This window comes from Streptomyces sp. NPDC002784 (assembly GCF_053592135.1).
In genome coordinates this window covers 478,981-502,636 of sequence record NZ_JBSFVD010000003.1, presented here as the reverse complement: position 1 = coordinate 502,636, position 23,656 = coordinate 478,981, and the positions used below count along the sequence as shown (strand labels likewise).

Genomic DNA, 23,656 nt, shown 5'->3' with positions numbered 1-23,656 from the left:
GGCCCCGCCGGCTGTGCCTAGGTGTCGGTCGGCATGGCCTCGGTGAGGCGGACGGTGCTCAGGATCTTCTGGATCGTCGCCTCCGGGATCTCCTCCTTGACTCCCTTGGCGCCGAAGAGGTTCCAGGTGACGAAGTCGCCCGCGCCGTTCTCGAACGCGAAGGTGATCGCCTTGCCCTCGCTGTCGCACTTGCCGTTCTGCGGGGTGTTCTCCGAGTGCGCGGTGGCCACGCTGCCCTCGATGCCCGAGGTCGTGGTGTACGGCTTGGGCTCGGTGAACTTCACGCTCTTGCGGTCCGGCTGGGTGTACCCGCCGAAGATCCACCACGGCACCCGGGTCTCCGCGGCCTCGGTGAGGTCCTTCGCGCCGTTCTCGCCGCGGGTACCGGCGGTGACCAGGGCGGTGTCCTCGGTGCGGCCGTCCTTGTCGGAGTCGACCGTGCACCACTTGGACTTGAGGTAGGCGGGGGCGGTGACGGTGGACCGGTCGAGCTTGCCGTCCTTGTCCTCCCACTCGAAGCCGACGCTGGTGTCGGCGTTGTCGATCTCCCAGTCGGCGGGTACGTCGAACATCGTGCCGAAGCGCGGGTTGACGACGACCTTCCAGCCCTCGACGGTCGGCTCCAGCTCCTCCTCGCCGCGCGGGTCGTTCTCCGAGCCGGACTCGGAGGCGGTGGGCTCGGCCGACTTGCTCACGGTCGGCTTCGGCGACGCCTTGCCGTCCGCCTTGTCGTTGTCGTCGCCGCCCAGCACCAGGAACCCGGTGACACCGGCCGCCACGACCACGGCCGTGGCCGCCACGATCGCCACCAGCTTGGTCCGGTTGCCGGCGCCCCCACCGCCCTGCGGAGCCGGCGCCCCGGCCGGGGTCGGCGCGCCCCACTGAGGCTGCTGCCCGTAGGCGTTGGGCTGCTGATAGCCCGGCTGCTGGTACGGATTCGGCTGCTGGTACCCCGGCTGCTGGTACGGGTTGTTCTGCTGCTGCGGGTTCTGCTCGCCCCCGGGCGGCTGCTGTCCTGGCCACATGGGCAGCAACCCTAGCGGCGCCAGGGACACGATTCGGTCACCGGGCCTTGTCAGGGACGTAGCAAAACGGTGGCGGATCGGCGGAATGTCCGCAGGGCGAGCAGGACGGGAATCTGGCCAGCGACGCTACTCGTGGGTAACATGCCGCCATGAGCGCAGATCAGATGTCGATCGGCGAGTTGCTCGCCGCCACGGTGCCGATGGTTCGGACGCTGAACCTGGAGTACCTGGAGACCACCCCGGAGAAGGCCGTGCTGGCCCTTCCGGACCAGAGCGAGTACCGCAACCACGTCGGCGGACCGCATGCCGGTGCCATGTTCACGCTGGGGGAGTCGGCCAGCGGGGCGATCGTGCTCGCCGCCTTCGGGGACCAGCTGTCCCGGGCCGTGCCGCTCCCGGTCACCGCGGAGATCGCTTTCAAGAAGATCGCCCTGGGGGCGGTCACCGCCACCGCGACGCTGGGCCGCCCGGTCGACGAGGTCGTCGCCGAACTCGACGCGGGCGAGCGGCCGGAGTTCCCGGTGAGCGTGGCGATCCAGCGCGCGGACGGCGCGGTCACGACCGAGATGACGGTGGTGTGGACGCTCCGCCCCAACGGCTGACCGGACACAGAGTTCTTCCGCAGAGGGCCCCCGGTGGGGGCCCTTTGTGTCATGCGCGGAGAATCCGTGCGGTAATCCCCTTGCCGTGCGCACACCTTCGGTATTGGTTCGGACCACAGCTTCGAATGCCGGTGCGGATACCGCCGGTAACTATTCTGCGTTCCGCGGGACTTGGCTCACGGGGCCATCGAACTCCTTGTTTCCCGTCAGTCGTTTGTGCGAAAGTGAGCGCCCCCTCACGGGGTGTGCCGCAAGCGGCCTGGAAGGAAATGATTCCGTGCAATCCCCTTACCCCCCACGCCCCCCGTACCCGCCACGCCCAGGACTGCGCCTCGAAGACTCCGACCGTGATCTCCTCGCCCGTCTCGCACCGCCGGGTGCCGGTGCCGACGGTGTTCCGCTGCTGATGGCCCGGCACTGGCGGGCCGCCCACGACTACGCCGTGATCTGCCTGGCCGTGGCCGGTAGCCCGGCGTCCATGGTGACCGCGAACGCCTTCCACCGGGTCCTCGGCAAGCCGGCCGGCGGCGCGCTGCGTCCCCAACTCCTCATGGCCGTACGGGAGACGGTCAAGGAGTGGGCGGCCGACGAAAGGATTTCCGCCGTCCTTCCGGAGCTCCGTAAAACGACCGGAGCCCGTGGGCTTCGGGCGGCGAGGTCCGTGACCCCCGAAAGGCGACGGCTCGCCGAACGCGCATTCCGGGCCCTCCCGGGCGCTTCACAATGCCTGTTGTGGCACACCGAGGTCGAGGCGGAACCCATAACCGTACCGGCCGGTCTACTGGGCGTGGACGGCGTGACGGCATCGGCCGCGCTGGAGCGGGCGCGCGAGCAATTCCGCACCGCCTGTGTCCGCGCCCACCAGGAACTCGCGCCCACCCGGGAATGCCGCTTCTACAACCGCCTCCTCGACGTCCCGATCCGCCGGGGCGGTTCGCTGCTGCCCGATGTCCAGCGGCACCTGACCGAGTGCCGCTACTGCCGGCAGGCCGCCGAACAGCTCAGCCACTTCGAGGGCGGCCTGGAGGAGCTGCTCGCCGAGACGGTCCTCGGCTGGGGCGCCCGGCGCTATCTGGACTCCCGCCCCGGCCGCGCGGACGAGCGCCCGGCGACGTCGGCACGCGCGCGTGGCGGACGCCACCGGCCCGCCGCGGCACGGAAGGCGACCCGGCCCGCCGGGCGGACCAAGGTCGTCGTCGGTGTCGGGCTGACCTCCCTCGCCCTGCTCGCGACGGTCCTGATCAGCGGAGGCTGGACGGATGACAACGGTGTCCCCGCTCCGCACGCCACGTGGGGCGCGGCCACCGAGCCGCCGACGCCGGACCACGCCTCCGCGAGCCGTTCCCCGGAACTGGGCCACGGCCGACTGCGCAACCTCGGCACCGGTCTCTGCCTCGACCTCCAGGGCGCGGCGCCCCGGCCCGGCGTGGCGACCGTCCTCGCGGGCTGCTCGGGCGCCGGATCCCAGCGGTGGTCCTACCGAAGCGACGGCCTGCTGCGCAGCGCCGCCGATCCCGCCCTCTGCCTGAACTCCCGCGCCGAGGAGGGCGCGGTCGTGCTCGACGACTGCCTGGTGCACGCCGGCGAGGTGCGCCACGACCTCACCGTGCACGGCGAGCTCCTGCTCCGCGGCGACCAGGATCGAGTCGTGGCCCCCGGCGACGGAAAGGGTGTGACGGTCGCGGGGCGGGACGGATCCGCGGACCAGCGGTGGGAGTTCGGCACCCCGGAGGTGAGGGAGGAGCGGGGGACTCCCGACCGGAGCCGGCAACAGGAGCCGTACGAGACCCGCGTCGCCCCGGCCGATACGCGTACAGAACCCGAACCCGCAGCTCAGGCCGGCCTCGTGGACGGGGCCGCCGCCCTCCCCGCCGAGGCACTGGACACCCTCTCCGCGGTCACCGAGCCGCTGGGCTCGCCGCTCTCCTAGACCACAGTGCCACCCCCACTGGGGTGGCCCCTTCTCTGTTCGGCTTATTGACACGAGTCACCGTCGGTCCTACGTTTCCGACGCGCCGGTGGCGTCGCTCACGGGGTGTCAAGTCCGATTGACGCATAGTGCGTTCAAAGGGCGAAGACAGACCGGGCGCTCCAGCGCACCGCGGTTCACATCGTCGTGCCCGCACACCGAAGGAGTGACGGCTGCCATGACCGACACTGTCTCCCGGCGATCCGCCCTGCGGCTGGTGGGCGGCGCCGTCGCCGTCGCCGCCGCGGCGACCGGCGGACCGATCCCCCTGTCCAGCGCCCACGCGCACGGCCGACCCGGCCCGAGCGCCGGGCGGCGCGTCGAGAGCCTCCTGGCCCGGCTCACCCTCGACGAGAAGATCTCCCTCCTGCACGGCGCCACCGACCCCGCCCCGCTCGGCCAGGCGGGCTACCTCCCCGGCGTCGAACGCCTGGGCATCCCGCCCCTGCGCCTGGCCGACGGCCCGGCCGGGGTCCGGGTCACCGCACATGCCACCGCCCTGCCCGCACCCGTCCTGCTGGCCTCCGCCTTCGACCCGGAGCTGGCCCGCCGCTACGGCCGGGTCATCGGGCACGAGGGCCGCGCCCTCGGCCAGGACGTCCTGCTCTCCCCGATGGTCAACCTCATCCGCACCCCGTACGCCGGACGCAACTTCGAGACCTTCAGCGAGGACCCGCTGCTCGCCTCCGACCTGGTGGCCGCCGAGATCGAGGGCATCCAGGGCGAGGGACTCGTCGCCACCGTCAAGCACTTCGCCCTGAACAACCAGGAGCGGGACCGCGAGACCGTCGACGTCCGGGCGGACGAGCAGACCATGCACGAGGTCGAACTGCGCGGCTTCGAGGCCGCCGTCGGCGCCGGCACCGGCGCGGTCATGGGCGCCTACAACAAGGTCAACGGCACCTACGCCTGCGAGAACAAGACCCTCCTCACCGACATCCTGCGCACCCGGTGGGGGTTCGCGGGCCTGGTGATGACCGACTGGTTCGCCGCCCACAGCACCCACAAGGCCCTCACCGCGGGCCTGGACCTGGAGATGCCGGACGGCACCCACTTCGGCCCGGCGCTGAAGCGGGCCGTGCGCGACGGCAGCGTGGCCGAGCGGTACGTCGACCGGGCCGTACGCCGGATCCTGTCCGTGATGGACCGGTTCGGTCTCCTCGACGGCAGCGCGCCGCCGAGACCCGCTCGCGACAGCCGGGCGGGAGCGGCCGTGGCTCTGGAGGTCGCCAAGGCGGGCGCCACCCTGCTGCGCAACGAGCGCGGCACCCTCCCGCTGACCGGCGGCAGCATCGCCGTGATCGGCCAGCCCGGCTCCCTGCCCTTCATCAGCGGCGGCGGCAGCGCCCATGTCGTGCCCGACCACGCCGACAGCCCGCTCGACGCCCTCCGCGCCCGCGGCGGCCGGGTGACCCACGCCCTGGGCGAGGACATCTTCGGCAAGCCCCTCCCCGCCGCGGCGCTCAGCCCCGGCTTCGCCAGCGAGGGCAAGCGGGTCGAGGCCGGGCGGACCTGGTCGTACGACGGCACGCTCACCGTCGACGAGGACGACGAGTGGACCTTCGTCATCCACTACTCCGGCGCGCCGACGATCCGGCCGAAGGTGGTCCTCGACGGCGAGGAGCTCTTCCCGCTCGTGCCGGGCTGGGGCGAGTACTTCATGGGCGGGTACGTCACCACCGCCGCCGACGGGATGTCCGTACGCCGCAAGACGGTCGAACTCGCCCGGGGCCCGCACCGGTTGAGGATCACCGCGCCGGGCGGGGACACCGGGCAGGAGTTCCGGTTGCGCCGCATCACCAGCGCGACCCGGGCCCAGGACGTCGCCGAGGCCGTACGGGCCGCGCGCGGCGCCCGCCAGGCGGTCCTGTTCGCCTACGAGGACGCGACCGAGGGCCAGGACCGCACCACCCTCCAACTCCCCGGTCAGCAGGCCGCCTTGATCGAGGCGGTGACGGCGGCGAACCCGCGCACCACCGTGGTCCTCAACACCTCCTCCGCCACCTCGATGCCCTGGCTGGAGCGCACGGGAGCCGTGCTCCAGATGTACTACCCGGGCCAGGAGGGCGCGGCCGCCACCGCCGCCGTCCTGTTCGGTGACTGCGATCCCGGCGGCCGCCTCACCCAGACCTTCCCCGTCGACGACGACCGCCATCCCGTCGCCGGGGACCCGCGCCGCTACCCGGGCGTCGACGGCACCGAGGTCTACTCGGAGGGCGTCCACGCCGGACACCGCTGGTACGACGCCGAGGGCGAGCGCCCGCTGTTCCCCTTCGGGCACGGCCTGTCGTACACCTCCTTCACCTACGAGGACGTCTCCGCGCAGTGGAACCGGCGCGGCCTCGACGTGCGCTTCACGGTCCGCAACACCGGGCGGCGCGCCGGGATCGCGGTACCGCAGGTGTACGTGGGCCGCTCGCCCGACCTGGAACTCGACCAGGCGGTACGGGTGCTGGGCGGATACCGGCGGCTCGCGCTGGACGCGGGACAGCGGCGCCGGGTGACCGTGCGGGTCGCGGCGCGGACACTGTCGTCCTGGGACGCGGCCCGCCACGACTGGGTGCTGGGCACCGGGCGGCGCAGCGTGTGGGTGGGGGCGTCCGCGGGGGATCTGCGGCTTCGTACGAGTGTGGAGGTGCACGGGTGATACGTCGTGTCGTGACAGCACTGGCGGCCCTCGCGGCCGCGGTGACCGTCCCCGCCCCGGCGCAGGCGGCCGAGGGACAGCGGGGGCCGGTCGTACGGACCGAGGCGGGGCTGGTGCGCGGTGAACGCACCGCCGAGGGGCGGCAGTTCCTCGGCATCCCGTACGCCGAGGCGCCCGTCGGCGCGCTGCGCTGGAAGGAGCCCCGGGCGGTCCGCCCCTGGCAAGGCGTGCGCGGCGCCCGCGACTTCGGCAACAAGTGTGTGCAAGGGGCGAGTTGGGATCCCGGGTACGAGCGGCCCAGCCACACCGAGGACTGCCTCGACCTCAATGTCCACGTGCCCGAGGGCTCCCGGCAGCGGGCGGTGCTCGTCTGGTTCCACGGCGGCGGACTCACCGCCGGGGCCGGTCAGGACGTCGTCCCCGACACCTTCGCCCGGCAGACCGGCACGGTCGTCGTGACCGTCAACTACCGCCTCGGGGCGATGGGCTTCCTCGCCACGGCCGGGCTCGACGACGAGGCCCGGGACGGCGTCTCCGGCAACTTCGGCATGCTCGACCAGCAGGCCGCGCTGCGCTGGGTGCGCGCCAACATCGGCCGCTTCGGCGGCGACCCTCGCCGCGTGACCATCGCGGGGGAATCGGCGGGCGGCCGCTCGGTCTGCACCCAGCTCGCCTCGCCCACCGCGAAGGGCCTGTTCCGGGCGGGCATCATCCAGAGCGGCGCCTACGACGACTGCGCCGCCCGCACCCGGGAAACGGCGGTGGAACAGGGCGCCGCCTTCGCCGGGAAGCTCGGCTGCACGACGGTGGCGTGTCTGCGTGGCAAGTCGTCCGCCGAGATCCTGGCCGCGCAGGGCGGCTTCGACTGGGGACCGGTGACCGGCGGCGCCTTCCTGCCCGTGCAGCCCGCCGCGGCCCTCGCCTCCGGAGCGGCGGCCGGGGTGCCGGTGATGAACGGCGCCAATCTGGACGAGGGGCGGCTGTTCGCCTTCGGCCGGTTCGACGGGGCGGGCGCTCCGCTCACGGCCGAGCGGTACCCGGCGGTGATGCGGGCCGCCTTCGGCGAGGAGGCGCTCGCCCGCTACCCGCTGACCGCCCACCCCTCCCCGACGATCGCCTTCGGCACCGCCCTCGGCGACCGGATGTTCGCCTGCTCCGCGCTCCGGCTCGACGGCACGCTGGCCGGACGCGGCCCCGTGTACACGTACGAGTTCGCCGACCGCACCTCCCCGCCCTTCGCCTCCCTGCGCGGCCTCGGCACCGACTTCGACTTCGGCGCCACCCACGTCAACGAGGTGCAGTACCTCTTCAGGCACTTCGGCCTGAAAACCCCGCTCAACGCCGAGCAGCGGGCGCTGGCCCGGCAGATGGTCCAGTACTGGGGCTCCTTCGTCCGCACCGGAGTGCCCCGCGCCCACGGACAGCCCGCCATGCCGGAGGGCGGGCCGGAGCGGGTGCTGTCGCTGCGGACGGCGTCCGCGGGCGGCAACGCGCCGACCACGTCCGTGTACGGCGACCACCAGTGCGACCTGTGGGACGCGGCGGCGTCGCCCTGACCAGGTAGGCTTCCCCGGCGCGCGCTCGCCCACGAGCGCGCGCCGGGAACCCGCCCGGCACAGGAGAGGAAGCGGCGTTGCACGTCCAGGAATGGCTCGAAACGGTGCCCCCGCTCGCCATCTATCTGCTGGTGGGCGTGGTCATCGGCCTGGAGAGCCTGGGCATCCCGCTGCCCGGCGAGATCATCCTGGTCTCCTCGGCGCTGCTCGCCTCGCAGCACGGTGAGATCGACCCCGTGATCCTCGGCGCCTGCGCCACCGCGGGCGCCATCATCGGTGACTCCATCGGCTATGCCATCGGCCGCAAGGGCGGCCGGCCACTGCTGGCCTGGCTGGGCGGCAAGTTCCCCCGCCACTTCAGCGAGGGGCACATCGCGACCGCCGAGCGCTCCTTCCAGAAGTGGGGCATGTGGGCCGTCTTCTTCGGCCGCTTCGTCGCCCTCCTGCGCATCTTCGCGGGCCCCCTCGCGGGCGTCCTGCACATGCCGTACTGGAAGTTCCTCACGGCCAACGTCCTCGGCGGCATCCTCTGGGCGGGCGGCACGACGGCGGTCATCTACTCCGTCGGCGTGGTCGCCGAGTCCTGGCTGAAGCGGTTCTCGTGGCTGGGCCTGGTGGCGGCGGTCCTGATCGGCCTGACGTCGTTCCTGATCCTGAAGCGCAAGGCGAAGCGGGCGCAGCCGCAGCCGCAGCCGCAGCCGCAGTCGGCAGGGGCGGGGGCGGCGCGGCCGGAGCCGGTGAGCGCGGGGGAGTAGGGCGGAGCGGGGAGCGCGGGGCACTGGGCGACCGGCCCCGCACCCCGCGTGTTCTAGCCGTCGCGGCCGTGCTCGTCCCGGTGGGCCCCGGCCAGGTCCGCGTACATGGTCCCGTTCAGGGAGATTCCGGCCCGCTCCTCCTCGGTCAGCTCGCGCTTGACCTTCGCCGGGACTCCCGCCACCAGCGAGCCGGGCGGTACGACCATCCCCTGCGGCACCAGGGCCTGCGCGGCGACCAGGGATCCCGCCCCGATCACCGCCCCGTTCAGCACGGTCGCCCCCATCCCGACGAGGCAGTCGTCCTCCACGGTCGCCCCGTGTACCACGGCGTTGTGCCCGATGGAAACACGTTCCCCCACGGTGACCGGAAAACCGGGGTCCGCGTGCAGGGTGCAGTTGTCCTGCACGTTGCTGCTCGCGCCGACGGAGATCCGCTCGACGTCACCGCGCAGCACGGCGCCGTACCAGACGCTCGCCCCCGCCCGCAGCGTCACGTCGCCGATCACCGAGGCGGTGGGCGCCACGAAGACGTCCTCGTCCACCTTCGGCTCCCGGCCGCCGATTCCCTTGATCATCATCGCCTCCCGGTCATGTGACTCAGGGCACCGTACGCCACCGGTTGGGGTGAAGATCACAGGCCCTCCGGCTCATCGGGGCGCCGGACGCTCAGTACGGTGAGCGCGTGCCGAAGAGCAAGAACACGTTCTCATCCTGGAGTCGCCGAGTGGCGCAGCGGGCCGTCCACGCCGGCTGGGCCTGGGTGCAGCGCACCGGCTCGGTGACGGCCGAGCGGCCGGGGCGCTTCCACTTCGGCGCGATCGGCGAGGCCACCCGCCTGGCGTTTCCGCTCGGCACGGTCTTCGGCGAACCGTGGATCCAGCTGGGCTCCCACTGCATCGTGGGCGAGCAGGTCACGCTGACCGCGGGCCTGATGCCCGACCTCGACCTCGGCCCCGAGCCGATCCTGCGCATCGGCGACGGTGTCGTCCTCGGCCGGGGCAGCCATGTCATCGCCGACACCACGGTCACCATCGGCAGCGACTGCTACTTCGGCCCGTACGTCTACGTCACGTCCACCAACCACTCCTACGACGACCCGCACGAGCCCATCGGCAAGCAGTGGCCGCGGATGGAGCCGGTGTCGATCGGACCGGGCTGCTGGATCGGCACCGGCGCGGTGATCCTGCCGGGCGCGCGGATCGGCCGGAACGTGGTCGTGGCGGCCGGCGCCGTGGTCCGCGGGGCGGTCCCCGACCACGCGGTCGTGGCGGGGGCGCCCGCCCGGGTCGTACGCCGCTGGACCCCCACGGACGGCTGGCAGCCCCCCTTGCGGACACCGGCACCGGTCCCGATACCGGACGGCGTGACCTCGCAGCAACTGGCGGCCCTGGCGGACCTGGACGAGGAGTCGGTGGCGCGACTGGCGCAGTGGGAGGCGGAGGGGTGAGCGGAGGGGTGCAGAGCCGGGGCGTGGGCGTGGTGGCAGTCGGCGGGGCGGGAGTGTGCGCCGGTCCCGGTGTGGGGCTCAGCGAGCACAGCGGGGACGCCACGCCCATCGGGCCGAGGGCGAGCGCCTTGTAGAAGGCGAACATCGCCCGACCGGTCCGACCACCCCGGCGGCGCTGTCACGGGGGCGCCTCGCAGTACAGTTCGGTGCACGATCGGGTGCACCTCACCGTAGTGCAGTAAATTGAACCGTGTCATTCACTGTGATGGACCAAACGTTGGACGGAACGTGTCGGCCCTCGACCTGTTGACCCAGTCCCTGGCCCGCAACGTCAAGCACTGGCGTGCGGTACGCGGCTTCACCCTGGACGTGCTCGCCACGCGGGCCAACGTCAGCCGCGGGATGCTCATCCAGATCGAGCAGGCGCGCACCAACCCCAGCCTCGGCACGGTCGTGAAGATCGGCGACGCACTCGGCGTGAGCATCACCACGCTGCTGGAGTACGAGCAGGGCCCGCAGGTCCGTATCGTCCCCGCCGACCAGGCCGTACGGCTGTGGCACACCGACACCGGCAGCTACAACCTCCTCCTCGCCGGCACCGAGGCACCGGGACCGCTGGAGCTGTGGGAGTGGCGGCTGATGCCCGGCGAGAGCAGCACCTCGGACCCGCATCCGACCGGCACGGCCGAACTGCTCCACGTCCTGGAGGGCGAGCTGACCCTCACCGTGGACGGCGTGGAGTACCGCGTCCCGGCGGGCGCGACCGCCTCCTTCGAGGCCAACGCCCCGCACACGTACGGCAATACCGGCGAGGCGTCGATGCGCATGGTGATGGCGGTCTCCGTCCCGCCCGTGAACTGAGCCGTGCCGCACGCTTGCTACCGTGCGGCCATGCGCGCACCCATCGGACACTTCGACCGGGCCATCCCCGCCCCCGACTGCCTCGACGAGCTGACCGCCCCCGTCGCCGACGCCGTACGCCACTGGAGCGGCGGCGTCCCCGCCGACCAGATCGTCTACGTCGACACCGACCCGCAATGGGCCGACACCGCCGTGTTCGTCGAGCACTACGGCCAGGAACTGCTCCAGCAGTCCGCCAACTGTGTCGTGGTGGCGGGCAAGCGCGGCGGCGAGACCACACTCGCCGCCTGTGTCGTGCTCTCCACCACCCGCGTCGACGTCAATGGCGCCGTCCGCCGCCAACTCGGCGCCCGCAAGGCCTCCTTCGCCGCCATGGACACCGCGACCGGCGAGACCGGCATGGAGTACGGCGGCATCACCCCGATCGGACTGCCCGCCGACTGGCCGGTGCTGGTGGACTCCGCCGTGGTCGACCTTCCTTACGTCCTCGTCGGCAGCGGACGCCGGCGCGGCAAGCTGCTGGTGCCGGGCAAGGCCTTCGCCGAGCTGCCCGGAGCCGTCGTACTGGAGGGGCTCGGGCTCGTCTGAGCTCAGGCCGCCGTGTGGTGGGCCAGCGGCAGGTGCGGGTCCGCCTCGCCGGGCACGGGCGCCGGGTCCGCGTGGACCAGGGCCGCGGTGAGCCGGGGGACGGCGTGCAGCAGGGCGTGCTCGGCGTCGACCGCGATCGCGTGGGCCTGCCGTACCGTCGCCTCGCCGTCCACCACGACCGCGACCTCCGCGCGCAGCCGGTGCCCGATCCAGCGCAGCCGCAGCTCGCCCACCCCGCGCACCCCGGGCACCTCCCGCACCGCCCGCTCGGCCCGGTCCACCAGGGCCGGGTCCACGGCGTCCAGCACCCGCCGGAACACCTCCCGCGCCGCGTCCCGCAGCACCAGCACGATCGCCGCGGTGATCGCCAACCCGACGACGGGGTCGGCCAGTTGCCAGCCGAGCGCCGCCCCGCCCGCGCTCAGCAGCACCGCGAGCGAGGTGAATCCGTCGGTACGGGCGTGCAGACCGTCCGCGACGAGTGCGGCGGAGCCGATCGCCCGGCCGACCCGGATCCGGTACCGCGCCACCCACTCGTTGCCCGCGAACCCCACCAGCGCCGCCGCGGCGACCGCGGGCAGATGCTGGACGGGGCGGGGGTCCAGCAGCCGGTCGAACGCCGTCCACGCGGCGAACGCCGCCGACGCCGCGATGGACAGCACGATCACCAGCCCCGCCAGGTCCTCCGCGCGGCCGTAGCCGTAGGTGAAGCGCCGGGTCGCCGCGCGGCGGCCCAGCACGAAGGCGATGCCGAGGGGTACGGCGGTCAGCGCGTCGGCGGTGTTGTGCGCGGTGTCGCCGAGCAGGGCCACCGAGCCGGACATCGCCACGACGACCGCCTGGACGAGTGCCGTCGCGCCCAGCACCGCGAGCGACACCCACAGCGCGCGCATGCCGCGGGCCGAGGACTCCAGGGCGTTGTCGAGCTTGTCGGCCGTGTCGTGGGAGTGGGGCCTGAGGAGGTGGGTGATGCGGTGGCGGCGGGGGTGGTGATGAGGGTGGGGGTGCGGATGGGGGTGCGGATGGTGGTGCGGGTGGCTCACGGGGCCCCCTTGCGGTGACGGCGGTTCCGGTGACGGGTGGTTCCGGTGCGGTGGTTCCGGTGACGGTCGTGGACTTACCCGGTCCACGGCGCCATTATGTGCGTATGAGCGCACGCATGCACCTGTCATCTGCGCACGATGCGCACCCGCGCACCCCCGGCGAGGAACAGTTCGCCCTCGCCGCCGAACTCCTCGCCCTCCTCGGCGACCGCACCCGCCTCGCCCTGCTGCACGCGCTGACCCGGGAAGAGGCCGACGTCAGCACGCTCACGGAGGCATGCGGAGCGGCCCGGCCCGCCGTCAGCCAGCATCTGGCACGGCTGAGGCTCGCCGGTCTGGTGAACACGCGCAAGGAAGGCCGTCGGGTGATCTACTCCCTGCACGACGGCCATCTGCGGCGGCTGGTGGAGGAGGCGCTGAAGGTGGCGGACCACCGGATCGGCGACCGGCCCCCGCACGACTGACCTGGCAGTACGGGTGCTTGTGGCCTAGTCGTACGTGTTCTTGCCCAAGTACTGCTCGGCGAAGGCGAGTCCCGCGGACGGGGAGCCGAGCAGACGGCGCAGCCGCGCCAGGGTGGTGCCCGCGCGATGCGGGTCGCCGGAGGAGGCGCCGTGGTACACCTCCGACAGCCACTGCGAGAACTCCTGGTAGTCCCAGACCCGGCTCAGACTGGCCGCCGAGTATCCGTCCAGGCCGCTCCGGTCGCCCTTGGTGAGCTGTGCGACGAAGGCGTCGCCGAGCAGGAAGGCGTCGTGCAGGGCGAGGTTCATGCCCTTGGCCGCGATCGGCGCGGTGAGATGGGCCGCGTCCCCGGCCAGGAAGAGCCGGCCGAACGCCATGGGCTCCACGACGTAACTGTGCATGTCCAGCACGCGCTTCTCGATCAGTCGTCCCACCGTCAGCCGGGGTGCGCCGGCCGCGCCGAGCCGCTGCTGGAGCTCGGACCAGACCCTTTCGTGGGACCAGTTCTCCGGGTCGTCGCCGGGCGGGCACTCCAGGTAGTAGCGGGTCACCTCGGGGCTGCGGGCCATGTGCCCGGCGAATCCGCGCGGATGGATCCCGAACACCACGCAGTCGTTGGACGGCGGCGCCTCGGCGAGCAGCGCCAGCCAGCCGATGCCGTAGTCGTAGCGCGAGACGTGCGCGCGGCCGGGCGGCAGCGCGTCCCGGCTCACCCCGCGCGCGCCGTCGCAGCCCGCGACGAAGTCGCAGTGCACGGTGTGCCGTTGGCCCGAACCGGGGTCCGTGTACGACACCGAGGGGCGGCCCGAGTCCAGGTCGTGCAGCTCCACCTCCCGCACGCCGAAGCGGATCGCGCCGCCCCGCACGTCCGCGTACTCCCGCACCAGGTCCGTCACCAGCAACGGCTGCGGATAGACGTAGTGGTGATACCCCGTCAGCTCGGCGTACTCGAAGCGGTGACGCCGTCCGGCGAACCGGAACTCGCACTCGTTGTGCACCTGGCCGTGGGCCAGCAGGTTCGCCGCGAGGCCGCGCTGGTCGAGCGCGCGTACGGCCCACTCCTCCAGGACGCCGGCCCGCGGCCGCCGCTCGATGAACTCACGGCTCTCGGTCTCCAGGACCAGGCAGTCCACGTCGGCGGCGCGCAGGATGTTGCCGATGGTGAGCCCGGCCGGTCCCGCGCCGACGATGACGACCGGAAAGCGGTGTGCGGCATCGGAGTCGGGGTGGGTGGGGAGGGAAGTCACCCGAGCATTATGTGTGTGCCGGGACTCAGGCGTCCGCCGCGCAGCGGAATCCCGCGTGGCCGCTGGAGCTGTCCGGGGTGTTGGCGCTGCGGGCGGCCACCCGGTAGCGGTTGCAGTAGGAGGCGTGGCACAGGTAGGAGCCGCCGCGGATCACCTTGGCGGTGCCCTCGGCCGGGCCGGCCGGGTCGACCGCCCCGCCCTGCTCCCCGGCGCGATGCTCCGTGGACCACCGGTCCGCGCACCACTCCCACACGTTGCCCGAAGTGTTGTACAGGCCGTAGCCGTTGGGCTCGAAGGCGGTCACCGGAGCCGTGCCGGAGTAGCCGTCGGCTGCGGTGTTCCTGGTGGGGAAGGTGCCGCGCCAGATGTTGCAGCGGTGGGTGCCGTCCGGTTCGAGTTCGTCGCCCCACGGGTAGCGGCGCTGAGTGAGCCCGCCGCGGGCCGCGTACTCCCACTCGGCTTCGGTGGGCAGCCGCTTGCCCGCCCAGTCCGCGTAGGCGGCGGCGTCGTACCAGGAGACATGGACCACCGGATGGTCGCCGCGCCCGGCGAGATCGCTGCCCGGGCCCTCCGGCCGGTCCCAGGCCGCCCCCGTGACCGCGCACCACCAGGGCGTCCGCTCGGGCCGCGGGGCGCCCCGGCGCAGCGCGGCGGGCAGAAACCCGGCGAAGACGTACGACCAGTCCAGGCGCTCGGCGTCGGTGAGGTGGCCGGTGTCGGTGACGAAGGCGGCGAAGTCGTCGTTGGTCACCGCGCAGGCGTCGATACGGAAGGGCTGCAGCCGCACCATCCGGACCGGGCCCTCGGCGTCGTCCGGGAAGCCTTCCGAGTCCTCGGCGCCCATGAGGAACTCGCCGCCGGGGAGCAGGATCATGCCGTCGGTGGAGGTGGGGCGGCCGTCGGTGGGGGCGGGGCGGCCGTCGGTGGGGGTGGGGCGGTCTGTGGCGGTCCGCGGTGGCGGGTTGAGCGGGCCGCCGGTTCCGGACGACGGCATGCAGCAGCGGGTGGGGGAGAGGGGCTCGGGCATCGATGCTTCCTCGTGGGCGGACGAGCGGGCGGGCGCGGACCCTGCCTCCGCCCTGCACGTGAACGTCACCGCAGGAGGGGGATCTCGATGGCCGGGCAGCGGTCCATGACCATCTCCAGGCCGGCCGCCCGGGTGCGGTCGTACGCGGCCTCGTCTATGACGTCGAGCTGGAACCACACCGCCTTGGCCCCCTTGGCCACGGCGTCGTCGGCCACCGGCCCCGCCAGCTCGCTGTTGACGAAGACATCGACCACGTCCACGTCGAAGGGGATGTCCGCGAGGGAGGCGTAACCCTGCTCGCCGTGCACCGTCTCCGCCTTGGGGTGGACCGGCACCACGCGCTTGCCGTAACGCTGGAGCACCTGGGCGACGCCGTACGCCACTCGCCGCTGGTTCGACGACAGACCCACCACGGCCCAGGTGTCGCCCAGCTCGGTGAGGATCTTGCGGACCGTCGCTTCGTCGCCGTACACCCAGGGCCTCCTCGACCTCATGACGTGCCTGTTCTCCGCTCAACGGCCAAGGGGGCGGGGAGATTCCCGGGCCCAGGTGCGGTTTCTCGGGCGGATGCGCCGCTGCCTGTCCGGAAACCCGCGCCGCGTGCTGCGCCGGGGCGCGCGCCCGCCTAGGCTCGGGGAGTGCTGCGCATCATCGACTCCCGAACGGGGGTCCCCGTCGAGGCCGCGCCCACCCGGCGCGGACTGACCCGCGTCGAGGCCCACGCGCCGGGCTTCGACACCGGCGCTCTCCGCGTGCTCCTCGTCGCCGATCTCCTCGTCCGCGCGCTGGAACTCGGCGGTACCCCGGTCTGGGCGGTGCTCCACGGCGACCGGGAACAGCCCGAGCTGCGGGCCGGGGCCGCGGCCCTGGGGATCCGCCCGCTGGAGGACAGCCGTGAGGCCGGCCGTGGGCTCGGTGAGAAGCAGGTCATCCATGTCGTGCCGGAGGACGGCCCGGCCCCGGACGGCGTCCGCGTCCACGTCGCGCCCGTCCACGCCACGTCACCCGCGCCGCTCACGGGTGCCGACCCCGTCGCCCTGCGCCTCGCCCTGCTCAGCCGGCGCCGGGACCGGCCGGTACGGCTCGACACGGCCGCCCTGACCGAGGCCCACGACACGCTCGTCCGCTGGCGGCGCGCGGTCGCGTCCTGGGCGCGGCACCCCTCCCGGCCCGTCCCAGAGGAGGTGCGCACCGGCCTGCGCGGCGCCTGGGAGGACGACCTGGACCTGCCCGGCGTACTGCGGCTGCTGGCCCGCGTCGAGACCGACCCGGACCTCCCGCACGGCGCCCGCTTCGAGACCTACGCCTACGCCGACCGCCTCCTCGGCCTGGACCTCACCCGCGACCTGGGATCCCCGGAATGACCGCGTACACGGGGACGGGGCGGCGGGGCTGCTGGGTGGCGCGGTGGAGGGTGCGGCGTGAGGGGATGCCGGATCGGCGCCGCCGGACGGTGTCCGTCGCGGGTCGGCCGGCCGTTCGGCCTGGAACGTCCCTGCGGTTTGGGGTCGCGGACGTGATCGCGTGCATCGGAACGGGTCGCTGGGTCGAGCTGCGGCGGTCGTGGTCTGGGTGCGTGCTCGATCGGTGCCGCGGGATGGCGCCCGTCGCGGGTCGGGCGGCCGTTCGGTCCGGGCCGTCCCAGCGACCTGGGTTCCCCAGCGTGATCGTGTGCCTCGGGGCGGGCCCGTTGCGTCGTGCGGGCGTGTCCGATCAGCGTCGCCGGGGTGCCGCCATCTCGGACCGCGTCCTGGACCGCGTCTCGGACCGCGTCCTGACTGACGCCGGCCGGCCGGGTCCGATCCCCGCCCCAGGAGCCCCCGAATGATCGCGCGCCCCGGGACGGGCCCGTTGCGGCGGCTCGTGGTGTTGCGGCACGCCAAGTCCGCGTGGCCCGACGGGGTGCCCGATCACCGGCGGCCGCTCGCCCCGCGCGGGCGGCGGGATGCCCCCGCCGCGGGCCGGGCGCTCGCCGATGCCGACCTGCTGCCCGACCTCGCGCTGTGCTCCACCGCCGTACGCGCCCGGCAGACCTGGGAGCTGGCCTTCGCCGAGTGGGGCACCCCGCCTCCGGTGCGCTACGAGCCGCGGCTGTACGCGGCCGACGTACCGGAGCTGCTCGCCGCCGTGCACGAGACGCCCACCGCCGTGGAGACGCTGCTGCTGGTCGGGCACAACCCCGGGCTGGAGGAACTGGTGGTCGAGCTGGCCGGGGACAGCCTGGACGATGCGCTGGAGCAGGTGAGGGTGAAGTTCCCCACCTCCGCCGTCGCCGTCCTGGCCTGGCGCGGCACCGACTGGACCGCCCTGACCCCAGGTACCGCCCTGCTGACCTGGTTCACCGTGCCCCGGGGGAAGAAGCGCTGACAGCGCCTGACAGCGCCTGACAGCGCCTGACATAGGCTGACCGGATGCAGGACGAGTACCGCACAGTGGCCCACGCGGGCGTGCACGAGACCGAGGTCAACCGCTCCCGCTTCCTGTGCGCCCTCGCCCCGGCGGCCACCGAACAGGAGGCCCAGGACTTCATCGCGGCCGTCCGCAAGGAACACGCCGACGCCACCCACAACTGCTACGCCTACGTCATCGGCGCCGACGCCGGCATCCAGAAGGCGAGCGACGACGGCGAACCCGGCGGCACCGCGGGCGTCCCCATGCTCCAGATGCTGCTGCGCCGCGACATGCGGTACGTCGTCACCGTCGTCACCCGCTACTACGGCGGCGTCAAGCTCGGCGCGGGCGGCCTCATCAGGGCCTACGGCGGTGCCGTCGGCGAGGCCCTGGACAGCCTCGGCACGCTCACCCGCCGCCGCTTCCGCCTCGCCACCGTCACCGTCGACCACCAGCGCGCCGGGAAGATCCAGAACGACCTGCGCGCCACCGGACGCGAGGTACGGGACGTGCGCTACGGCGAGCACGTCACCCTCGACATCGGCCTCCCGGACGCCGACGTGGACACCTTCCGGTCCTGGCTCGCCGACGCGTCCGCGGGGACGGCCCGGTTCGAGCTCGGGGGAGAGACATATGGAGACGCATAACGGAGGAATCGGACGCAACGGGCGTTGTCCGGTGCGGTCATGACGGGCTGATACGGGAGTAACCGCCCGTGATGTCAGACCCGGCCGTTAGTCTTCGGGGATCATGAGGCTCCTGCACACTTCCGACTGGCATCTGGGCCGGGCGTTCCACCGCGTGAACATGCTCGGCGCCCAGGCCGAGTTCATCGGCCACCTCGTCACCACCGTGCGCGAGCGCGAGGTGGACGCGGTGCTCGTGTCGGGAGACGTGTACGACCGCGCGGTGCCGCCGCTCGCCGCCGTGGAACTGTTCGACCAGGCCCTGCACCGCCTCGCCGACCTCGGTGTGCCCACGGTGATGATCTCCGGCAACCACGACTCGGCCCGCCGGCTCGGCGTCGGCGCCGGGCTCATCGACCGCGCGGGCATCCATCTGCGCACCGAACCCTCGGCGTGCGGGACACCGGTGGTGCTGGCCGACCGCCACGGCGAGGTGGCCTTCTACGGTCTGCCCTATCTCGAACCGGCCCTGGTGAAGGACGAGTTCGCGGTGGAGAAGGCAGGGCACGAGGCGGTGCTGGCCGCCGCGATGGACCGCGTCCGCGCAGACCTCGCCGCACGCGCGCGGGGCACCCGCTCCGTCGTACTGGCGCACGCCTTCGTCACCGGCGGCGAGGTCAGCGACAGCGAGCGGGACATCACCGTCGGCGGGGTGGCCGTGGTCCCGGCCGGCGTCTTCGACGGCGTCGACTACGCGGCGCTCGGGCATCTGCACGGCTGCCAGACCATCACCGAGCGCGTGCGCTACTCCGGCTCCCCGCTGGCGTACTCCTTCTCGGAGGCCGACCACCGCAAGACCATGTGGCTGGTCGACCTGGACGCCCACGGCGCCGTGACCGCCGAGCGGATCGACTGCCCCGCGCCGCGCGCCCTCGCCCGGATCCGGGGGGAGCTGGCGCACCTGCTCGCCGACCCGGCCCTCGCCCGGCACGAGGACGCCTGGATCGAGGCCACCCTCACCGACGCGGTCCGTCCGGCCGACCCCATGGCCCGGCTCACCGAGCGCTTCCCGCACACCCTCAGCCTCGTCTTCGACCCCGACCGGGCCCCGGACGACCCGGACGTCTCCTACGCCAGACGGCTGGCCGGACGCAGCGACCAGCAGATCGCCGAGGACTTCGTCGCCCATGTGCGCGGCGCCGGACCGGACCAGGCCGAGCAAGGGGTGCTGCGGGACACGTTCGACACCGTGCGCGCGGACGCGGTGGTGCGGGAGGTGACCCGATGAGGCTGCACCGCCTCGACATCACCGCCTTCGGCCCCTTCGGCGGCTCCCAGAGCGTCGACTTCGACGACCTGTCCGCGGCCGGACTGTTCCTGCTGCACGGCCCCACCGGCGCGGGCAAGACCTCGGTGCTCGACGCCGTGTGCTACGCGCTGTACGGCGCGGTGCCCGGGGCCCGGCAGAGCGGCCAGGGCCTCACCCTGCGCAGCGACCACGCCGCGCCGGGCACCCGCACGTCCGTCACCCTCGAACTGACCGTCGCCGGACGCCGGCTGGAGATCACCCGGCAGCCGCCCTGGGAGCGCCCCAAGAAGGGCAACCGGCCGGGTACGACGGTCGACAAGGCACAGAGCGGGCTGCGCGAGTACGACGCCACGACCGGTGCCTGGAAGGACCTCAGCCGCTCCCACCAGGAGATCGGCGAGGAGATCACCCAGCTGCTCGGCATGAGCCGCGAGCAGTTCTGCCAGGTCGTGCTGCTGCCCCAGGGCGACTTCGCGCGCTTCCTGCGCGCCGACGCCGAGGCGCGCGGCCGACTGCTCGGCCGGCTCTTCGACACCCACCGCTTCGCCGAGGTCGAAAAGCGCCTCGCCGAGCGCCGCCGCGCGGCCGAGGCGGAGGTCCGCGAGGGCGACGCCGCCCTGCTGGCCGACGCCCACCGCATGCAGCAGGCGGCGGGCGACGCCATGGAGCTGCCCGAGCTGACGCCGGGCGAACCGGGACTCGCCGAGGCCGTCCTGGGCGCCGCCGCCGTGGCCCGGAGCACCGCCCGCGAGGAACTGACCGTCGCCCACTGCCGCCTCGCCGCCGCCGAGTCCGCCCAGGCCGCCGCCGAGCGCGCGCTGGCCGACGTACGCGAAACCGCCCGGCTGCAGCGCAGGTTCGCCGAGGCGCGGGAGCGGGCGCGGTCACTGGAGGAGCGGGCCGACGGCCACCGCGCGGCGCAGGCGCGGATGGAGCGGGCCCGCAAGGCCGAGGCGGTGGCCCCCGCCCTGGAGCTGCGGGACGCCGCCGAGGCCGAACACCGGCGGGCGTCGGCGGCCCGGGCCCACACGCGTGGCCTGCTGCCGGCCGCCTTCGCCGACGCGGGCGCCGCCGGACTCGCGGCCGCCGCGCGCCGGGCCGCCGAGGAGCTGGGCGGCCTGGACTCGGCCCGCCGTGCCGAGCGACGGCTGGCCGAACTCGCCGAGGAGCGCACCGGGCTGGACCGCCAGGAGCGGGCCGACGAGGACATCCTCCAGGAAGCCGAGAGCTGGCTCGCCGGATGGGACGCGACCCGCGCGGGACTCCAGGCGCGGATCGACAGCGCCCAGGAGGCCGCCACCCGCGCCGAACAGCTCGCCGTCCAGCGGGAGTCCGCGGCCGGACGGCTCAAGGCGGCCAGACTGCGCGACCAGTTGACGGAGGACACCGGCACCGCCGCCGACCGGGCCCGCCGCGCGCAGGACGACACGCTGGCCGCCAAGGCGCACTGGCTGGAGGTGAAGGAGCGCCGCCTGAACGGCATCGCGGCCGAACTCGCCGCCCAGCTCACCGCCGGCGAGCCCTGCGCCGTCTGCGGCGCCACCGAGCACCCCGCGCCCGCCCGCAAGGACGCCGGACACGTCGACCGCGAGGCCGAGGAGACGGCGCTCGCCGCGTTCCAGGCCGCGGAGGAGCGCCAGGCCGAGCGGGAACGGCGGCTCGGCGTCGTCCGCGAGGCGCTGGCCGCCGCCACCGCCGAGGCCGGGGACACGCCCACCCCCGCACTCGCCGACGAGGTCGCGGAGCTGGAGCGCCTGTTCGCCGAGGCCCGCCGGGACGCCTCCGCGCTGCACCCCGCGCACGAGGAACTGCGCCGCGCCGAGCAGGAGCACGAGCGGCGGGTGGCGGCACGTCAGCAGGCGGAGGTCAGGACTGCCGCGCGGATCGGCCACCGGGACCGCCTCGACCGCGAACGGGACTCCCTGGAAGCGGTGTTGACCGAGGCGCGCGGCGCCCTGGAGAGCGTGGCCGCCCGCGCCGCCGAGCTGGAGCGCCGGGTCGCTCTGCTCACCGACGCCGCCGACAGCGCCCGCGCCGCCGAGGACAGCGCGCAGCGGCTCAAGGCCGCCGACGCGCGCCTCGCGGACGCCGCGTTCCGCGCGGGCTTCGACACACCGCAGGCCGCCGCCGACGCCCTCCTGGACGACACCGCCCACCGGGAACTGCAACGGCGCCTGGACGCCTGGCAGTCCGAGGAGGCCGCCGTACGAGCCGTCCTCGCGGAGGCCGACACGACGGCCGCCGCCCAGCGGCCCGCCGCCGACCTGGCGGGGGCGGAGGAGGCCGCGGCCGAGGCGGGCCGGAGGCTGCGGGACGCCGCCTCCGCGCGGGACGCCGCCGAGCGGCGCTGCGCCGAACTCGACCGGCTCTCCGCCCGCTCGACCCAGGGCGCACGGCGGCTCGCGCCACTGCGCACCCAGTACGACCGGGTGGCTCGCCTGGCCGCGCTCACCGCGGGCACCTCGGCGGACAACGAGCGCAAGATGCGCCTGGAGTCCTATGTCCTCGCCGCCCGCCTGGAACAGGTGGCCGCCGCCGCGACCGTACGCCTGCTGCGCATGTCGTCCGGCCGGTACACCCTCGTCCACTCCGACGACCGCGCCGGACGCGGCCGCAGCGGTCTCGGGCTGCATGTCGTCGACGCCTGGACCGGGCGCGAGCGGGACACGGCGACGCTCTCCGGCGGTGAGACCTTCTTCGCCTCGCTGGCCCTCGCCCTCGGCCTCGCGGACGTGGTCACCGACGAGGCCGGCGGGGTGCGCCTGGACACCCTCTTCATCGACGAGGGCTTCGGCAGCCTCGACGACCAGACCCTGGACGAGGTCCTCGACGTCCTCGACTCCCTGCGGGAACGCGACCGCAGCGTCGGCATCGTCAGCCACGTCGCCGATCTGCGGCGGCGCATCCACGCCCAGCTGGAGGTCGTGAAGGGCCGCTCGGGATCGACCCTGCGGCAGCGCGGCGCCGGCTGAGCGGCTACCGGCCCAGCGGGCGGCGGGGCAGCGGGGAGGAGTAGACGACGGACGTGGTCACCGAGCCGAGCGCGCCGATCTTGCCCGAGACCTCCTCCAGGTGGCGCATCGAGCGGGCGGCGACCTTGATCACGAAGCAGTCGTCGCCGGTGACATGGTGCGCCTCCAGGATCTCCGGCGTCACGGCGACCAGGTCGTGGAACGGCTTGTAGTTGCCGGTCGGATACCGCAGCCGGACGAAGGCCAGGATCGGCAGGCCCAGCCGCTCCGGCGCCACCACGGCCGAGTAGCCCTGGATGACACCGGCCTCCTCCAGCCTGCGCACCCGCTCGGTGACCGCGCTCGCGGACATCGACACGGCCCGCGCCAGCTCGGCGAAGCTGGCCCGGCCCTCGCGCTGGAGGACATCGAGGATGCGCCAGTCGGTGGCGTCCGGTGAATACGTGGTCATGGCCGGAGCTAACAGGGGATTCCCCGGCCGATCAAGAGGAGCGCCGGGGATCGCCCCTTCAGGGAGTTGATCTTCCGGCCGTAGATTTCTGGTCAGGAGCCTTCGGGGCGGCCGCGACCGCGGAGACCGACGAAGGAGCGACCACAGAAGGGCTCGACCATGAGCAGCGTCACCACCGCCGTCAACCCCCTCCTGCGGGTGGCCCCGGCGGACCCGGCCGCGGCCGCCGCCTACTTCCGCGCCAGCCTGGTCTTCCACGCCGACGTCTCCGACGTGGCCGCCGCCCTGGCGGCCGACGGCGATCCCGGGTTCGTCGTCCTGGACTCCCGGTCCACCGCCTCCTGGGACCAGGGCCACATCCCCGGCGCCGTCCACCTGCCCACCGCGCTCATTCCCGAGCAGGCCGAGCAGCTCCTCGACAAGTCCGTGCCCGTCGTCACCTACTGCTGGGGCCCCGGCTGCAACGGCGCCACCCGGGCCGCCCTCGCCCTCGCCGAACTCGGCTTCCAGGTCAAGGAGATGCTCGGCGGCTTCGAGTACTGGGCCCGCGAGGGCTTCGCGTACGAGACCTGGCAGGGTCCCGCCCGCGGCGCCGCCGACCCGCTCACCGCGCCGGTCGACAGCGACGACTGCGGCTGCTGACAGCGCCCGCCCACAGGTGCCGGGGACACCGAT

At 73.6% G+C, this 23,656-nt stretch carries 22 protein-coding genes; 15 read left to right on the top strand and 7 right to left on the bottom strand.

The window, feature by feature from the left end:
* Window positions 1-17 precede the first annotated feature (17 nt).
* The gene (locus tag ACWD1Z_RS09550; protein WP_451117021.1) at window positions 18-1,025 is read right to left on the bottom strand and encodes a hypothetical protein; all 1,008 of its coding nucleotides are present in this window, start codon (window positions 1,023-1,025) and stop codon (window positions 18-20) included.
* A gap of 164 nt (window positions 1,026-1,189) precedes the next feature.
* Here ACWD1Z_RS09550 and ACWD1Z_RS09545 point away from each other — a divergent pair, with 164 nt between their 5' ends.
* The 5 genes from ACWD1Z_RS09545 (at window position 1,190) to ACWD1Z_RS09525 (ending at window position 8,554) form a co-directional block, all read left to right on the top strand.
* Entirely contained in the window at window positions 1,190-1,627 is a 438-nt protein-coding gene (locus tag ACWD1Z_RS09545; protein WP_451117156.1) for a DUF4442 domain-containing protein, read from the top strand.
* A gap of 277 nt (window positions 1,628-1,904) precedes the next feature.
* The gene (locus tag ACWD1Z_RS09540) at window positions 1,905-3,557 is read left to right on the top strand and encodes an RICIN domain-containing protein (protein ID WP_451117020.1); all 1,653 of its coding nucleotides are present in this window, start codon (window positions 1,905-1,907) and stop codon (window positions 3,555-3,557) included.
* A 217-nt stretch (window positions 3,558-3,774) separates the two neighbouring features.
* Window positions 3,775-6,243, top strand: coding sequence for a beta-glucosidase (locus ACWD1Z_RS09535; RefSeq protein WP_451117018.1), 2,469 nt, complete (start codon window positions 3,775-3,777; stop codon window positions 6,241-6,243).
* A gap of 11 nt (window positions 6,244-6,254) precedes the next feature.
* Window positions 6,255-7,799 carry a carboxylesterase/lipase family protein gene (locus ACWD1Z_RS09530; RefSeq protein ID WP_451117016.1) on the top strand — a complete coding sequence of 515 codons (1,545 nt, stop codon included), beginning with the start codon at window positions 6,255-6,257 and terminating at the stop codon, window positions 7,797-7,799.
* A gap of 77 nt (window positions 7,800-7,876) precedes the next feature.
* The gene (locus ACWD1Z_RS09525) at window positions 7,877-8,554 is read left to right on the top strand and encodes a DedA family protein (protein ID WP_451117014.1); all 678 of its coding nucleotides are present in this window, start codon (window positions 7,877-7,879) and stop codon (window positions 8,552-8,554) included.
* A 53-nt stretch (window positions 8,555-8,607) separates the two neighbouring features.
* Here the strand turns inward: ACWD1Z_RS09525 and ACWD1Z_RS09520 are convergent, their stop codons facing one another.
* A complete protein-coding gene (locus ACWD1Z_RS09520; RefSeq protein WP_451117012.1) occupies window positions 8,608-9,132 on the bottom strand; it encodes a gamma carbonic anhydrase family protein in 525 nt (174 codons plus the stop codon).
* A gap of 104 nt (window positions 9,133-9,236) precedes the next feature.
* Between ACWD1Z_RS09520 and ACWD1Z_RS09515 the strand changes: the two genes are divergently transcribed.
* From ACWD1Z_RS09515 to ACWD1Z_RS09505, 3 genes are all read left to right on the top strand, one after another.
* Window positions 9,237-10,001, top strand: coding sequence for an acyltransferase (locus ACWD1Z_RS09515; RefSeq protein ID WP_451117010.1), 765 nt, complete (start codon window positions 9,237-9,239; stop codon window positions 9,999-10,001).
* Window positions 10,002-10,289: 288 nt separating this feature from the next.
* Window positions 10,290-10,862: an XRE family transcriptional regulator gene (locus ACWD1Z_RS09510; RefSeq protein WP_451117008.1), complete on the top strand. Its 573-nt coding sequence runs from the start codon at window positions 10,290-10,292 to the stop codon at window positions 10,860-10,862.
* A 30-nt stretch (window positions 10,863-10,892) separates the two neighbouring features.
* On the top strand, window positions 10,893-11,450 hold the full coding sequence (locus tag ACWD1Z_RS09505) for a YbaK/EbsC family protein (protein ID WP_451117007.1): 558 nt from the start codon (window positions 10,893-10,895) through the stop codon (window positions 11,448-11,450).
* 2 nt (window positions 11,451-11,452) lie between these two features.
* Here ACWD1Z_RS09505 and ACWD1Z_RS09500 read toward each other — a convergent pair whose 3' ends face one another.
* Window positions 11,453-12,493 (bottom strand): cation diffusion facilitator family transporter, encoded by a 1,041-nt coding sequence (locus tag ACWD1Z_RS09500; protein ID WP_451117005.1) that lies wholly within the window; start codon window positions 12,491-12,493, stop codon window positions 11,453-11,455.
* 104 nt (window positions 12,494-12,597) lie between these two features.
* Between ACWD1Z_RS09500 and ACWD1Z_RS09495 the strand changes: the two genes are divergently transcribed.
* Window positions 12,598-12,957, top strand: coding sequence for an ArsR/SmtB family transcription factor (locus ACWD1Z_RS09495; protein WP_389417560.1), 360 nt, complete (start codon window positions 12,598-12,600; stop codon window positions 12,955-12,957).
* A 24-nt stretch (window positions 12,958-12,981) separates the two neighbouring features.
* Here ACWD1Z_RS09495 and ACWD1Z_RS09490 read toward each other — a convergent pair whose 3' ends face one another.
* The 3 genes from ACWD1Z_RS09490 to ACWD1Z_RS09480 form a co-directional block, all read right to left on the bottom strand.
* A complete protein-coding gene (locus ACWD1Z_RS09490) occupies window positions 12,982-14,205 on the bottom strand; it encodes a 4-hydroxybenzoate 3-monooxygenase (RefSeq protein ID WP_451117004.1) in 1,224 nt (407 codons plus the stop codon).
* 25 nt (window positions 14,206-14,230) lie between these two features.
* Window positions 14,231-15,232: a formylglycine-generating enzyme family protein gene (locus tag ACWD1Z_RS09485; RefSeq protein ID WP_451117003.1), complete on the bottom strand. Its 1,002-nt coding sequence runs from the start codon at window positions 15,230-15,232 to the stop codon at window positions 14,231-14,233.
* A gap of 65 nt (window positions 15,233-15,297) precedes the next feature.
* A complete protein-coding gene (locus tag ACWD1Z_RS09480) occupies window positions 15,298-15,705 on the bottom strand; it encodes a CoA-binding protein (protein WP_451117001.1) in 408 nt (135 codons plus the stop codon).
* Window positions 15,706-15,870: 165 nt separating this feature from the next.
* Here ACWD1Z_RS09480 and ACWD1Z_RS09475 point away from each other — a divergent pair, with 165 nt between their 5' ends.
* From ACWD1Z_RS09475 to ACWD1Z_RS09455, 5 genes are all read left to right on the top strand, one after another.
* Complete coding sequence (locus ACWD1Z_RS09475) at window positions 15,871-16,596, top strand: hypothetical protein (RefSeq protein WP_451117000.1); 726 nt, start codon at window positions 15,871-15,873, stop codon at window positions 16,594-16,596.
* A 460-nt stretch (window positions 16,597-17,056) separates the two neighbouring features.
* The gene (locus tag ACWD1Z_RS09470; RefSeq protein WP_451116998.1) at window positions 17,057-17,599 is read left to right on the top strand and encodes a SixA phosphatase family protein; all 543 of its coding nucleotides are present in this window, start codon (window positions 17,057-17,059) and stop codon (window positions 17,597-17,599) included.
* 44 nt (window positions 17,600-17,643) lie between these two features.
* Window positions 17,644-18,270 (top strand): YigZ family protein, encoded by a 627-nt coding sequence (locus tag ACWD1Z_RS09465; RefSeq protein WP_451116997.1) that lies wholly within the window; start codon window positions 17,644-17,646, stop codon window positions 18,268-18,270.
* Window positions 18,271-18,373: 103 nt separating this feature from the next.
* On the top strand, window positions 18,374-19,537 hold the full coding sequence (locus ACWD1Z_RS09460; protein ID WP_451116996.1) for an exonuclease SbcCD subunit D: 1,164 nt from the start codon (window positions 18,374-18,376) through the stop codon (window positions 19,535-19,537).
* The gene (locus ACWD1Z_RS09455) at window positions 19,534-22,530 is read left to right on the top strand and encodes an AAA family ATPase (RefSeq protein ID WP_451116994.1); all 2,997 of its coding nucleotides are present in this window, start codon (window positions 19,534-19,536) and stop codon (window positions 22,528-22,530) included. Before ACWD1Z_RS09460 ends, ACWD1Z_RS09455 begins: the two co-directional genes overlap by 4 nt.
* 4 nt (window positions 22,531-22,534) lie before the next feature.
* Here the strand turns inward: ACWD1Z_RS09455 and ACWD1Z_RS09450 are convergent, their stop codons facing one another.
* Window positions 22,535-22,981, bottom strand: coding sequence for an Lrp/AsnC family transcriptional regulator (locus tag ACWD1Z_RS09450; protein WP_351980738.1), 447 nt, complete (start codon window positions 22,979-22,981; stop codon window positions 22,535-22,537).
* Between the two features lie 159 nt (window positions 22,982-23,140).
* On the opposite strand from ACWD1Z_RS09450, the gene ACWD1Z_RS09445 reads away from it, so the two are divergent.
* Window positions 23,141-23,623, top strand: a complete 483-nt coding sequence (locus ACWD1Z_RS09445) for a rhodanese-like domain-containing protein (protein WP_451116992.1) — start codon at window positions 23,141-23,143, stop codon at window positions 23,621-23,623.
* The last annotated feature ends 33 nt before the right edge of the window (window positions 23,624-23,656 follow it).

What these genes read in the sequence shown, in the direction of transcription:
- ACWD1Z_RS09450 (WP_351980738.1), bottom strand. Translation starts at nt 22,981, where the DNA reads ATGACCACGTATTCACCGGACGCCACCGACTGGCGCATCCTCGATGTC.
- ACWD1Z_RS09465 (WP_451116997.1), top strand. Translation starts at nt 17,644, where the DNA reads ATGCAGGACGAGTACCGCACAGTGGCCCACGCGGGCGTGCACGAGACC.
- ACWD1Z_RS09470 (WP_451116998.1), top strand. Translation starts at nt 17,057, where the DNA reads ATGATCGCGCGCCCCGGGACGGGCCCGTTGCGGCGGCTCGTGGTGTTG.
- ACWD1Z_RS09445 (WP_451116992.1), top strand. Translation starts at nt 23,141, where the DNA reads ATGAGCAGCGTCACCACCGCCGTCAACCCCCTCCTGCGGGTGGCCCCG.
- ACWD1Z_RS09550 (WP_451117021.1), bottom strand. Translation starts at nt 1,025, where the DNA reads ATGTGGCCAGGACAGCAGCCGCCCGGGGGCGAGCAGAACCCGCAGCAG.
- ACWD1Z_RS09505 (WP_451117007.1), top strand. Translation starts at nt 10,893, where the DNA reads ATGCGCGCACCCATCGGACACTTCGACCGGGCCATCCCCGCCCCCGAC.
- ACWD1Z_RS09460 (WP_451116996.1), top strand. Translation starts at nt 18,374, where the DNA reads ATGAGGCTCCTGCACACTTCCGACTGGCATCTGGGCCGGGCGTTCCAC.
- ACWD1Z_RS09495 (WP_389417560.1), top strand. Translation starts at nt 12,598, where the DNA reads ATGAGCGCACGCATGCACCTGTCATCTGCGCACGATGCGCACCCGCGC.
- ACWD1Z_RS09485 (WP_451117003.1), bottom strand. Translation starts at nt 15,232, where the DNA reads ATGCCCGAGCCCCTCTCCCCCACCCGCTGCTGCATGCCGTCGTCCGGA.
- ACWD1Z_RS09520 (WP_451117012.1), bottom strand. Translation starts at nt 9,132, where the DNA reads ATGATGATCAAGGGAATCGGCGGCCGGGAGCCGAAGGTGGACGAGGAC.
- ACWD1Z_RS09545 (WP_451117156.1), top strand. Translation starts at nt 1,190, where the DNA reads ATGTCGATCGGCGAGTTGCTCGCCGCCACGGTGCCGATGGTTCGGACG.
- ACWD1Z_RS09535 (WP_451117018.1), top strand. Translation starts at nt 3,775, where the DNA reads ATGACCGACACTGTCTCCCGGCGATCCGCCCTGCGGCTGGTGGGCGGC.
- ACWD1Z_RS09455 (WP_451116994.1), top strand. Translation starts at nt 19,534, where the DNA reads ATGAGGCTGCACCGCCTCGACATCACCGCCTTCGGCCCCTTCGGCGGC.